Origin of the sequence: Streptomyces sp. NPDC102402, from assembly GCF_044765765.1 — a bacterium.
Taxonomy (GTDB): domain Bacteria; phylum Actinomycetota; class Actinomycetes; order Streptomycetales; family Streptomycetaceae; genus Streptomyces.
The window spans coordinates 88,467-100,891 of the sequence record NZ_JBIWKR010000005.1; the positions used below are offsets into that span (position 1 = coordinate 88,467).

Annotated in this window: 9 protein-coding genes; all 9 read right to left on the minus strand. The window is 71.5% G+C overall.

Features of this window, described 5'->3' with window-relative positions; all coding sequences use genetic code 11:
* Positions 1 to 50 precede the first annotated feature (50 nt).
* Positions 51 to 1,121: a sugar phosphate isomerase/epimerase family protein gene (locus ACIRJR_RS17030; protein WP_403780589.1), complete on the minus strand. Its 1,071-nt coding sequence runs from the start codon at positions 1,119 to 1,121 to the stop codon at positions 51 to 53.
* 41 nt (positions 1,122 to 1,162) lie between these two features.
* Complete coding sequence (locus ACIRJR_RS17035) at positions 1,163 to 2,554, minus strand: nucleotide pyrophosphatase/phosphodiesterase family protein (RefSeq protein WP_403780592.1); 1,392 nt, start codon at positions 2,552 to 2,554, stop codon at positions 1,163 to 1,165.
* Entirely contained in the window at positions 2,551 to 3,726 is a 1,176-nt protein-coding gene (gene eboE / locus ACIRJR_RS17040) for a metabolite traffic protein EboE (protein WP_403780595.1), read from the minus strand. The genes ACIRJR_RS17035 and eboE overlap by 4 nt, the downstream gene beginning before the upstream one ends.
* 3 nt (positions 3,727 to 3,729) lie before the next feature.
* Entirely contained in the window at positions 3,730 to 4,578 is an 849-nt protein-coding gene (locus ACIRJR_RS17045) for a TatD family hydrolase (RefSeq protein WP_403780598.1), read from the minus strand.
* Positions 4,575 to 5,213 carry an EboA domain-containing protein gene (locus ACIRJR_RS17050; RefSeq protein WP_403780601.1) on the minus strand — a complete coding sequence of 213 codons (639 nt, stop codon included), beginning with the start codon at positions 5,211 to 5,213 and terminating at the stop codon, positions 4,575 to 4,577. Before ACIRJR_RS17050 ends, ACIRJR_RS17045 begins: the two co-directional genes overlap by 4 nt.
* Positions 5,207 to 6,091, minus strand: coding sequence for a sugar phosphate isomerase/epimerase family protein (locus tag ACIRJR_RS17055; RefSeq protein ID WP_403780604.1), 885 nt, complete (start codon positions 6,089 to 6,091; stop codon positions 5,207 to 5,209). The genes ACIRJR_RS17050 and ACIRJR_RS17055 overlap by 7 nt, the downstream gene beginning before the upstream one ends.
* Entirely contained in the window at positions 6,088 to 7,263 is a 1,176-nt protein-coding gene (locus tag ACIRJR_RS17060) for an SCO3242 family prenyltransferase (RefSeq protein ID WP_403780606.1), read from the minus strand. Before ACIRJR_RS17060 ends, ACIRJR_RS17055 begins: the two co-directional genes overlap by 4 nt.
* Positions 7,260 to 8,378 (minus strand): inositol-3-phosphate synthase, encoded by a 1,119-nt coding sequence (locus tag ACIRJR_RS17065; RefSeq protein WP_403780609.1) that lies wholly within the window; start codon positions 8,376 to 8,378, stop codon positions 7,260 to 7,262. The genes ACIRJR_RS17060 and ACIRJR_RS17065 overlap by 4 nt, the downstream gene beginning before the upstream one ends.
* A gap of 95 nt (positions 8,379 to 8,473) precedes the next feature.
* Positions 8,474 to 12,169, minus strand: a complete 3,696-nt coding sequence (locus tag ACIRJR_RS17070) for a ThuA domain-containing protein (protein ID WP_403780612.1) — start codon at positions 12,167 to 12,169, stop codon at positions 8,474 to 8,476.
* Positions 12,170 to 12,425: the final 256 nt, after the last annotated feature.

The following is a 12,425-nucleotide window of genomic DNA, read 5'->3' on the forward strand; positions in this document are numbered from 1 at the left end:
GTGGGGCCCGGTTCCGGGAACCGGGCCCCATGCGTGTGTGCCGTCAGGCGTCAGTCCCCGCAGCGGCTCTCGCGCAGCGAGTGCAGGTGCTCGCTGGACTTGCGGGCGAAGGCGAAGGACTCGACCGGGTTGTCGTGTTCGGTCTGCCAGTGGTGGTAGGTGCGGCCCCGGTGGGTGCGCGCGGTGACCCTGCTCAGGAAGTTCTCGTAGTCGATGTCCCCGTCGCCGACGTCCGTCATGTCGTAGCCGTCGACGGCGGAGTCGTTCCGGGTCCCGTCCTTCACGTGGAAGAGCGGGTACCGGTCGGGCTGCTTGAGGACGTAGTCGATGGGGTTGAAGGGTGCCGGTGTGCCGTCCGCCCGCTTGCCGAAGCGGAACTGGGCGCAGAACGCCCAGTAGATGTCCATCTCGAGGTAGACCAGGTCGGGGTCCGTCTCGGCGAGCAGGACGTCATAGAGGCGCACCTTCGGCTTGTCGGTCGCGAAGGAGAACTCCTCCGCGTGGTTGTGCTGGTAGAACTTCATGCCTCGCGCACGGGCGGCGGCGCCGTAGGTGTTGAAGTCCTCCGCCGCGCGCTTCCAGCCGTCCACTGTGGAGCCGTAGCGGAAGGGCCCGGACGCGGTGCCGATGTGCTTGAGGCCGAGGGCCTCCGCCTCGTCGAGGACCTTGGTGAGGTTCTGGGCGAAGGTGTAGGCGCCCGGGTTGTTGTCGTCGTAGTAGCCCACGTGGCTGCCGATGGGGTTGAGGCCGTGGTCCTTGGCCAGCTTCCTGAGCTGGGCGAGGCTGATGGCCCCGGCGGATCCCTGGGTGTATCCGGCGAATTCGATCTCGTCGTACCCGTATGCCTCGAGTTCGGCGAAGACGGGGGCGAAGCCGAGGGTGGATACCTTGTCGCGGAGGCTGTAGAGCTGGATCCCGAGACGGCCGGGAGGCAGGACGGGGCGTCCCCTGCCGTGGCCGTGGCCCTTGCCGCGGTCGTGCTCCTGGCCGGCCTGCGGGCCCGACGCCTGGGCGGCGGCACCGCTGAGGAGGGTCGCGGCCGTGGCTCCCGCGGCGACGCCCAGGACGTTGCGACGGCTCAGTCTGCGCGCGAGCTCGGAATCCTTCGGAGTGCGGCTCATGATCACAAATCTCCCTGTGGACGTGCGGGTGGGGCGGACTGTCAGTGCAGTCCGGCAAGCTGGAGGAGCAGGGACTTCACTTCGGTGGCCTGGACTCGGCCGCCGAACGCCTGGGGGGAGGAGCAGAGGATGAGCGGACCTTCGTCGTCGCTCGTGGGAAGGCGGCCGTGGCTGCCGCGAATGGGTGAGGGGTCCAGGGGGACGACCGCCATGCGGTAGCGCATCCCGAGTTTCTTGCGGGCCACCGCGGAGACCGCCTTGACCCGTACGTAGGGGTCCTGGGGGTCCATGAAGAGCTCTACGGGGTCGTAGCCCGGTTTGCGGTGGATCTCGACGAGCTGCGCGAAGTCGGGCGCGCGGTCGTCGTCGAGCCAGTAGTAGTACGTGAACCAGGCGTCCTTCTCCGCGACGGCGACCAGCTCTCCTGAGCGGGGATGGTCCAGGTGCTGGTCCTTCTTGCCCTCGTCGTCGAGGAGTTCCGCGATACCGGGCAGCCCGGCGAGGGCCTCCCGGGTCGCCTCGAGGTCCTCGGGCCGGCGTACGTAGACGTGGGCGAGCTGGTGGTCGGCGACGGCGAAGGCGCGTGAGGCCATCGGGTCGAGGTACTCCATGCCGTCCTGGGTGTGGACCTCCAGGAGGCCGGCGCGGCGCAGGGCGCGGTTGATGTCGACGGGCCGGTCGACGCGGGTGATGCCGTACTCGGAGAGCGCGACGACGGTGCGGCCCTCGGCCCTGGCGTCGTCGAGCAGTGGCGCCACGGCGCGGTCGAGGTCGGCCGCCGCCTGATGGGAGCGGGGGTCGTCGGGGCCGAAGCGCTGGAGGTCGTAGTCCAGGTGAGGGAGGTAGCACAGGGCCAGGTCGGGGGTGCGCGTGGCCATGACGTGCCGGGTGGCGTCGATGATCCACTGCGAGGAGACGAGGTCGGCGCCCGGGCCCCAGAAGTGGAAGAGGGGGAAGGTGCCGAGCTTCTCGGTCAGCTCGTCGTGGAGCTCCGGGGGCCGGGTGTAGCAGTCGGGTTCCTTGCGGCCGTCGGCGTAGTAGACGGGACGCGGGGTGACGGTCCAGTCGGTGTCGGCGCCCATCGCGTACCACCAGCAGATGTTGGCGACGGTGTAGCCGGGGTGGGCCCGCCGGGCGGCGTCCCAGAGCTTGTCCCCCTCGACGAGCCCGTTGTGCTGGCGCCACAGGAGGACGTCACCGAGCTCGCGGAAGTACCAGCCGTTGGCGACGATGCCGTGTTCGGCGGGGGTGGTGCCGGTGAGGAAGGTGGACTGGGCGGCGCAGGTGACCGCGGGCAGCACCGTGGAGAGCGGTGCCGTCGACCCGGCCATGGCCCGGAGGTTCGGCATGTGCTGCAGCAGCTGCGGGGTGAGCCCGACGACGTCCAGGACGAGGAGCGGGGTGGGGCGGGTGCCGGATTCCGGTGTGGTCACGGGAGCTCCTTCAGTCCGAGGTCGACGAGGAGGTCGCGGGCGAGGGTCAGTTCGGCGGCGATGCCGTCGGCGAGCTGGGTGCGGGTGCGCGGGCGCAGTTCGGCGGGGAGCGCCTGCCAGGTGTACGTCTCGACCTCGAGGTGGCGGGTGAGGGGCACGGGTCCGCCGACGAGCCGGGTCAGCGCGGACCGGAGGACGGGGAGGGTGGAGGTCAGCGGGGGCGCGGGAGGCGCGTGGAGCGGGACGTGGAAGTGGGAGCGCCAGGGCGTGCTGTCCGGCAGCGCTCCACCGGACACCGCCTCGTCGAGGTCGTCGGTCCCGCGGAGGCCCGAGGCGGTGAGGGTGCGCGTCTGGTGCAGGAAGCGGGGTTCGGCGAAGGCTCCCAGGGCGGCGCGCACCTCGGGCAGGTGCGGATGCTCGGCGTGCAGCGCCGCGGAGAGCTGGGCCTTGGCTACCGGGATCCCGGCCCTGTGCAGGGCGTCGAGTGCGGTGCCGGGGTCCTCGAAGGAGGTGGCGAGGTGGCAGGTGTCGACACAGATGCCGATGCGGTCGTGCCCCACGGAGGTGAGGGGGGCGATGGCGTCCGCGGTGGTCTCCACCGTGCAGCCCGGTTCGGGTTCGAGGCCGATCCTGATGGATTTTCCGGTGAGCTCGGACAGCGCGTCGAGCCGCTGCGCGAGGGTGAGGAGCGCCTTCTGCGCGGTGACCGCCGCCGTGGGGTCGTCGGCGAACGGGGTGCGCCAGGCTATCGGCAGGGTGGAGATCGTGCCGTCGGTGACGTCGTCGGGCAGCAGGGCGGCGAGCAGCCGGGCCAGATCGGTTGTGTGGGCGAGCCGCTCGGGATCGGTCCAGTCCGGTGTGTACACCCGGTACTTGACCTCCTGGGCCCCGAAGCCCTCGTACGGAAAGCCGTTGAGGGTGACCACCTCGAGGCCGCGGCTGTCGAGTTCGCCGCGCAGGGCGCGCAGCGCGGCGGGATCGTTGGTCAGGGCGCGTGCGGCGTCCTTGGCGAGCCAGAGGCCGATGCCGATGCGGTCCCGGCCGAGCCGTCTGCGTACGGGCTCGCAGTGGTCGCGGAGCTGGGCCCTGACTCCTTCGACGGTCTCCGCGGGGTGCACGTTGGTGCAGTACGCGAGGTGGACGGTGGAACCGTCGGGGTGGCGGAAGCGCATGGTTCACTCCCCGCCGCGGAGGATGGAGTTGCCCTCGTGGAGCGGTGCCGCCTCGGTGACACCGAGCTGGAGCCGTCCGCTCTGCCCGTAGAAGGCGACCGGGTTGCGCCAGAGCACCTTGTCGACGTCGTCCTCGTCGAATCCGGCCTTCAGCATGGTGTCGGCGACCTTGCGGGTCTTCAGTGGGTCGCTCTTCCCCCAGTCCGCGGCCGAGTTGACGAGGATCCGGTCGGTGCCGTGGTTCCGCAGGACGGTGACCATCCGGTCCTCGTCCATCTTGGTGTCCGGATAGATGGAGAATCCGGCCCAGCAGCCGCTGTCGAGGGCGTCCTCGACCGTTGTCTCGTTGAGGTGGTCCAGCAGGACCAGTTCCGGGGCGAGGGCCGATTCGCGGATGACGTCGATGGTCCGGTGCAGGCCGGCGAGCTTGTCGCGGTGCGGGGTGTGGACCAGCGCGGGAAGGCCGTGGTCGGCGGCGAGCTGCAGCTGGGCGGCGAGGGCCGTGTCCTCGGCCGGGGTCATCGAGTCGTAGCCGATCTCGCCGACGGCGACGACGGAGTCCTTGACGAGGTAGCGGGGCAGGGCGTCGAGGACGGGAGTACAGCGGGGGTCGTTCGCCTCCTTCGGGTTGAGGGCGAGCGTGCAGTGATGGGCGATGCCGTACTGGGAGGCGCGGAAGGGTTCCCAGCCGAGCAGGGCGTCGAAGTAGTCGAAGAAGCTGGCCGGCGATGTGCGGGGCTGACCGAGCCAGAAGGAGGGCTCGACCAGGGCGCGGACCCCGGCGTCGTACATCGCCCGGTAGTCGTCCGTGGTGCGGGAGGTCATGTGGATGTGGGGGTCGAAGATCCTCATCGGGATTCCTCCGTGGACGTGGGGGCGGGGACGGGCGCCGGGGCCGTGAGGCCGAGGACGGTCCGCAGACCGGCGGGGACGGTACGGCCGGCCGCGCTGCGTTCGGCGGCGAAGTCAGCGAGCATGCGCGCGAGTTCGGCGTCCCCGCGGGCCCGCTCGCCGAGTCGGTCGAGGCACTCGACGGGGACCTCGGTGAAGAGGCACTTGAGGACGGCGTGGCGCCATCCGTGCGCGTCGAGGTGGGCCGCGCCGTACGGTCCGACGGCTGCGGCGACCAGGCGGGTGTCGTTGGTGCGCAGGGCGTCCTCGACGAGCGGAAGGGCGGTGGCACCGAGGTCCAGGCGGTGCAGCGTCAGCAGGACGGCACGGCGTTCGGCGGCGGTTCCCTGTTCGTAGAGCCTGGTCACGGCGGGCAGTGCGGCACGTGCTTCGACGAGCAGCAGCGCGCGGACGGAGTCGGCGTGTTCGAGTCCGCAGTGCCTCCCCGCCGAGGCGAACCGCAGCTCCCAGGGGGGATTGCCGCTGTCCGCCTCGGGGTGGAGCGCGGCGTGCGCGGCCTCGGCGAGCGCCTCGTCGAGCCATGCCCGGGCGGCGCCCCGGAGCCGCCCGTCGAGTTCCTGGCGTTCGATCAGCACGGTGCGGCTCCGTTCGTGGTCCCGCCGGCGCGGCCCGTCGTCCCGACGGCCCGGCGCAGGAAGTCGATCGAGTCGCGGGCCATGTCCGGACCCGCGTGGGAGTGCCGGGGCAGTTCCACGACGGTGAGGCCGGTGTATCCGGTGGCGGCGAGGGCTTCGAGCACCGGCGGGAAGTCGATCTCGCCGTCACCGAACGGCAGGTGTTCGTGGACCCCGCGCCGCATGTCCTCGATCTGGACGTGGCGCAGCCACGGCGCGGCCTCCTTCACGCAGTCGGCGGGTGGTGCGGGTTCCAGGCACTGGCAGTGGCCGATGTCCAGGGTGAGCCCGAGGGGTTCCGGGTCGCCGAGGAGCGTGCGGAGGTGGTGGAAGCCGCTGAGCGTGGCGAGGAGGTGGCCGGGTTCCGGTTCGATGGCGAGGGGGACTCCGGCTCGTGCGGCCGCTTCCAGTACGGGACCGAGTGAGCCGGTCAGCCGTTGCCACGCGGTGTCCGTGGTGGTGTCCTGCGGGGTGGTGCCGCTGAAGCAGTGGACGGCGTGGGCGCCGAGGTCGGCGGCTACCTCGACGGCCCGGACGAGCAGGGCGGTGCGGGCCGCCCGGGCGTCCGGGTCGGGGTCGAGGAGGGAGGGGCCGTGCTTGCGCCGGGGGTCGAGGACGTAGCGCGCGCCGGTCTCGACCGTGACGCCGAGTCCGAGCCCGGTGAGCCTGCGGGCCACCTGGCGGGTGCGGGAGGCGAGGTCCGGGGCCAGCGGGTCGAGGTGCATGTGGTCGAGGGTCAGCCCGACGCCGTCGTAGCCGAGGTCGGCGAGAAGGCCGAGGGCGTCGTCGAGCCGGAGGTCGGTCAGGCCGTTCGTGCCGTATCCGAGGCGGAGGGTCATGTCGGGCTCACCTTCCGTGCGAGGGCGCGGGCGAGGGGTACGAGCCCCATGACCGCCAGCCCGTTCAGGGGTGCCCCGGCCCTGCTGGCGAGCGCGGCCTGCAGCGGGATCATCGCCCGGATCCCGCCGCCGACGGCGCGCTGGGTGAGGGGTGGGGAGGGGTTCAGCGCGGCGTGGAACAGGGGGACTGCGGAGGTCCGGAGGTAGGCGCCGGTGAAGGCGGCGAGCAGCAGCCCCTCGGTGGTGGCGGGCGGCCGGCGGGATTCCCCCGGCGTCGGCCTCCCGCGCAGGACGGCGCCCGCGAGCGCGGTGACACCGGCCAGTGCCGCGAGTGGTGCGGTGGTGGATCCGCCCTGCGCCTCGTGCCGGGAGACGGCGGTGACGGCGTAGGTGTGCGCGCCGAGCGCGAGGGCTGCGGGGAGCGCGGCTGCGGGGGTCCGGGCGCGGACCCGTCGTGCGGCCGAAGCGGGTGCTGTCACGGTGCCCGCGGTCGCGGGCGTCGTGGCCGCGCGTACGGCGGTCGCGGGCGTCGTGACCGCGCGTACGGCGCTCGCGGTCGCCGGTGCGGCGGTCGGGGATGTCGCGGCCGCGCCGAGCAGCAGGTCCAGGGCGCGGGCGGAGGCCATCGCGGCGGGGCCCAGCTTCGTGTGCTTGAGGTGCAGGTCGTAGGCCCAGACCGTGGCCGCCAGTCCGGACGCCACGGCCAGGGCGGGGCGTCCCGCGCGGGCGGCCAGGGCCAGACCCGCCACTGTCAGTGTGCCCGCGGCGGCCAGGGCGGCCCCCGGCGTGACGCGGCCCGAGGGGATCGGCCGGTGCGGTCGGTCGACGGCGTCCTCCTCCCGGTCCGCCCAGTCGTTGAGGGCCATGCCCGCCTCGTACAGGCAGAGCGACGCGCCGGCCGCGAGGGCCGTGCCCCGGCCGGGGCGCCGGCCGGCGGCGGCGGCTCCGGCCAGCGCGTCACCGGGCACGGTGAACAGCGCCGACACCCTGAGCAGCTCCGCCCAGGCCCGCAACCGCACCCGGGTACCGGGCCTGTCCGGCGCGGGCGCAGTCCCGCCCGCGCCGGACAGGCTGTCTGTGGGGACCCGCACGGGGGCGGCCGGGTCCGGCTGCCGTGCGCCGAGCAGGCGCGGTGAGGCGGCCACGGCGGCGAGCAGCCGCAGCGGCCTCACCGGACGTCCCGCAGACGGTCGGCGAAGGCCAGCAGCGCCGCGTACTGCTCGGGCAGCGCGGCCGGGCCGCCGTCCGGGTCCTTGAAGTAGAAGCCCAGTTCGGGGCGCGGGCCCGTGAGGCCCGCCTCGTGCGAGCGGGCCAGCAGCCGGGCCAGGTCCAGGACCAGTGGTGCGGCCAGGGCGGAGTCGCAGCCCTGCCAGATGGTCTGGAGGATCATCCGCGAGCCGAGGAACCCGTCGAAGGCGATGTGGTCCCACGCCGTCTTCCAGTCCCCCATCGCCGGTACGTCGTCGATGTGGACCTCTCCCTCCGGGGCGGCCCCGAGGGTGTCGGCGAGCACGCGTTCCTTGCCCGCGTTCTTGGCCGCCGCCGCCGCCGGGTCGGCCAGCGCCGCCCCGTCCCCGCCGCCCAGCAGGTTCGTGCCCGACCACGCCCGCACCGGAAGCGCGCGCTGGACGAACATCGGGGCGAGCACGGAGCGGAGCAGCGTCTGGCCGGTCTTGCCGTCGCGTCCGGCGTGGGGAAGCGCACAGGAGGCGACGGCGTCCTGGAGGTGCGGGCTGCGGAGCCCGGTGGAGGGGGTGAAGTTGGCGTACGGGCACCCCGTCCGGAGGGCAGCCGCCGCGTAGAGCGAGCTGGCCGGGAGACGGGAGTCGTCCTCGCCGGGGGCGGGTTCGGTCGAGGCGACGTTGATGACGACAGTGCGGGCCAGCCTGTTCCGGCGGGTGAAGTCCTCGATGTCGGCGGCGAAGGCCGCGATGAGCTCCTCGTCGGTCCGGGTGTCACCGGGGAGCGGTCCGCCCGGCCGTATCTCCGTGTCGGCGGCGCCGAGTTCGGCTGCGACGGCCGAGGGCAGCCCGTGCGGGAGGACTCCCCCGGCCGCGAGGGCCTCGGCCCGTTTGGGCAGGGGGCAGTCGAGGGTGTCGTGGCCGCCGAAGACCAGGGAGGTGAGGGGCGGCAGCCCGGTGCCGGTGAAGGGTGGTGTCTCGGTGACCATGCCGGTCGGCGGGTGGAGCCCGGCCGCGATGGCCGCGCACCCCGCGGTGGCGGTGGTGGCGACGGAGCCGCGTGCTCCGATGAACCAGACTCCGGTACGAACGGCATGTGCGTTCACGGGCTGCCTCCCAGGGGGGATGAAGAGGGGTGGTGAACGGTGGGCGGGGAAGACGTGCGCTTCCCCGCCCACCGCCGGCGCAGGAGGTGGCCGCCCTACGTGGAGGGCAGCTCCTTCAGCTGGATGTTCCGGAAGGACACCTGGTCGTCGGCTCCGTGGTTCTGGAGGCCGATGTAGCCGTTCCTGAGGCTGCGGACCGGGTCGGTGTTGGTGAAGTCGTTGATCTTCACCCCGTTGAGGAAGATCTGGAGCCGCTCGCCCTGGACCTTGATCTCGTAGCTGTTCCACTGGCCGGGCGGCCGCAGGACCTGGTCACGGGCCTTGGTGTCGGCGGATTTGAAGGTGTAGACGGCTCCCGTGGTGCGGTCCGCCGCGTCGCTGGCGTCGATCTGGACCTCGTAGCCGTTGTTCACCGCGGACCAGGGGTCGTCCGACTCGGGGAATCCGACGAAGACGCCGGAGTTGTCGTCGCCCGCCATCTTCCAGTCGAGCTTCAGGGAGTAGGACTTCAGCTCCTTGGCCTGGTAGGTGAGCAGCCCCATGCCGCCCTCCGAGCGCAGCTCACCGTCGGCCACCGTGAACTTCCCGGGGCCGGCCTGCTTCCACCCTTCGAGGGTCTTGCCGTTGAAGATCGACCGGTAGCCGGTGTCGGGCTTGCAGTTCGCCTTCACCTGCCCGGCCGCGTAGCGCAGACCGCCCAGCAGGTGCTGCCGGAAGGCGGGTTCGGCGTACGACTCCTTGGTGTGGCCGAGGCCGGTGTAGAAGGAGCGTCCGCCCTGGTACGCCTGGCACCAGGCGATCGGGTGGTCACCCTTCATGGTGCCGCCGGTGTAGGTCGTCTCATCCAGCGTGGCGAGGACCTGGGCCTTGTCCCGGGGGTTGGTGCGGTAGTTGTACCACTCGTCGGTACGGTCCCACGCCTCGTCCAGGTGCGCGGTCGCCGGGTGGTCGTGGTTCTCCACACGGACGGTCGCCGGCTGGATCTGCGGGTGCGAGTCGAAGTAGGCGCCTACGAGACCGCCGTAGAACTCCCAGTCGTACTCCGTGTCGGCCGCGGCGTGGACGCCCATGTAACCGCCGCCGGTGGAAACGAAGTTCTCGAACGCCTTCTTCTGGTCGGCGTTCAGTACGTCACCGGTGGTCGACAGGAAGACGACCGCGTCGTACCGGGCCAGGTTGCTGGTGGTGAACTGTCCGGCCTCCTCGGTGGAGTCGACCGTGATGTTGGTGTCCTTGCCAAGTTCCTTGAGCGCCGCGGTGCCCTCGGGGATCGAGTCGTGTCGGAAGCCACCGGTCTTGGAGAAGACGAGGACGCGCTTGGCGGTCCGGTCCACCGGGCTGTCCGAGAGTTCGAAGTCGTCCACGTCGTACAGCGCTCCCGCTCCGCCCTTGAACACGAGGAAGAGTTCCGTGGCCTTCTTCGGCGCGCCGCGCAGCGGCACGTCGATGTCCTGGAACGAGTCCCAGCTGCCGGTCACCGGTATGGGCGCCGAGCCGAGTATCTTCCCGGTGGGCGAGCCGGTCCGCACCTCCAGGAAGCCACCCGCGCCGGCCGAGGACGTACGGGCGGTGAGCTTGGTCGTGCCGTCCAGGATGTACGGCTCGAAGGAGATCCAGTCGTCGTTGTCGATGTCGCCGACGGTCCGGCCGCCGTTGGCACTCGTCTTGCTCGGGGTGGTGATGCCGGAGGACCGGGTGAAGTGCTCGGCCTGGCGGTGACGCGGCTGGAGCTGCGCCTGGTCACGTCCGGTCAGCGCGGCCTGTCCGCCGCCACCGCCGTCGGTGTAGGAGGCCGAGATGCCTCCGTAGATGTTGGCGTTGGGGTCGTGGCCGCCTTCCATGGCGGTCTTGATGGTTCCCTCGCAGCCGTGCTCGGTGGTGATGTCGTGGCCGTGGCTGTCGTGGCCCAGGGTGAACTTGACCTCGACCTTCGAGCAGTCGACGGTGCCGTCCTCCGGGTCCTTGACGGTCACCTTGAAGGGCACCTCGTCGCCGAACTCGAAGAGCCGGCCGTCGGAGGGGAACTGCATGTCGACGACGGGCGCGGTGTTGCCCACGGTCACGTGCACGCTCGCCGAACCGGTCCGGCCCGTCGGGTCCTTCGCCGTCACGGTGGCGGTGTAGGTGCCGTTCTTCTTGTACGTGTGCGCGGGGTTCGCGGCCGTGGAGGTGCCGCCGTCACCGAAGTCCCAGGCGTACGTGAGGGCGTCGCCGTCGCCGTCGGTGGTACCGGCCGAGGAGAACTTCACCCTGAGCGGTGCGACACCGGAGGTCTTGTCCGAGGACGCCTCGGCGACGGGCGAACGGCCGCCTGTGGCGTTCTCGATGCGGTAGAGCGCCGAGTGCTCGTCGCCGCCGAACCAGGAGAGGCCGTAGTCCAGGACGTACAGCGCGCCGTCGGGGCCGAAGGCCATGTCCATGATCTGCGTGCCGGTCCACGGGACGTCGTTGATCGACTGGACGGCACCGTCGGCGTCCTGCTCGACGCGCTTGATCCACTGCCGGCCGAACTCTCCGGCGAAGAAGTCTCCGTCGTACTCCTCGGGGAACTTCACCGGCGAGTCGAGGTCCGCGTCGTAGTGGTAGACCGGTCCGCCCATGGGGGACTCGGAACCGGTGCCGAACTCGGGCACGGAGGCGCCGTCGTACGGGATCCAGGCGGCCTGCGCGGGCGGCAGGTCGACCAGGCCGGTGTTGTACCGCGACTCGTTCTTCGGGGCGGCGCAGTCGAAGGGGGCGCCGGAGGTGCCCGTCGCGAAGTCGTAGTCGTTGAAGGCATCGTTGTCACCGGTGCAGAAGGGCCAGCCGAAGTTGGCCGGCTTCGTCACCCGGGCGAACTCGACCTGGCCCGCCGGGCCCCGGTTCGGGTCGGCGGCGCCCGCGTCGGGGCCGTAGTCACCGACGTAGAGGATGCCGGTGGCCTTGTCCACGCTGAAGCGGAACGGGTTGCGGAAGCCCATCGCGTAGATCTCGGGGCGCGTCCTGTCCGTCCCCGCGGCGAAGAGGTTGCCCTCGGGGACGGTGTACGAGCCGTCGTCTCCGACCTTGATGCGGAGGATCTTGCCGCGGAGGTCGTTGGTGTTGCCGGAGGTGCGGCGGGCGTCGAAGCCGGGGTTGCGGTCGGCCCGGTCGTCCAGCGGGGAGTAGCCGTCGGACGCGAACGGGTTAGAGTCGTCGCCCGTCGAGAGGTAGAGGTTGCCCTCGGCGTCGAAGTCGATGTCGCCGCCCACGTGACAGCACATGCCACGGGTGGTCGGGATGTCGAGGACCTTCTTCTCGCTGGCGTTGTCCAGTGTGCCGTCCTCGTTGAGCACGAAGCGGGAGAGGCGGTTCACCCCGTCGAACTTCGCGAAGTCGGCCGCGCTGCCGTTCTCCGGGGCGTCGCCGGCCGGAGTGTCCAGCGGGGGCGCGTAGTAGAGGTAGATCGCCCGGTTCTCCGCGAAGTCCGGGTCGATGCCTACGCCCTGGAGGCCTTCCTCGTCGTGCGAGTAGACGGGGACGGTGCCGGCGACGCGGGTGTCGCCCGCGCTGTCCGTGATCCGCAGCTCACCGCTGCGTGAGGTGTGCAGCACACTGCGGTCGGGGAGCACGGCCAGCGAGATGGGTTCGCCGGTCTCGGCGGCGCCCTTGGCGAGCGTGACCTGCTGGAAGTCCTCGGCGGCGGCCGGCGCCGTCGGCGCCTCAGCACCTGCGGGCGAGGTGCCCAGTGTGAGGGTCGCGGCGGCGAGCAGTGCGCCGGTGAGGAGTGCGAGTGGCTTTCGGGTGCGGAGCCGTCTGCTGCTTCTGTGCACGTGCGTCCTCCGGGGGTTCCGGTTGTTCGGGCGGGTGCGTTCTGCCGTTCCGCGCGGGGACTGCCGCGCTCGTCACCAGGGGCAGTCGAGCCCCCGGTGACGCGAGTCATGTTGTGTACACGTAAGGGACGGTAGCTGTGATCGACCTGTACGGAAAGCCCTTGTGCACGAGGTGGGTCGAGCTTTTTCCCACCAGAGGACAAAGGCGTTCCAGGGCATGCCGAACCGCCCCCGGGGGCACCGTTGCCGGTGCCCG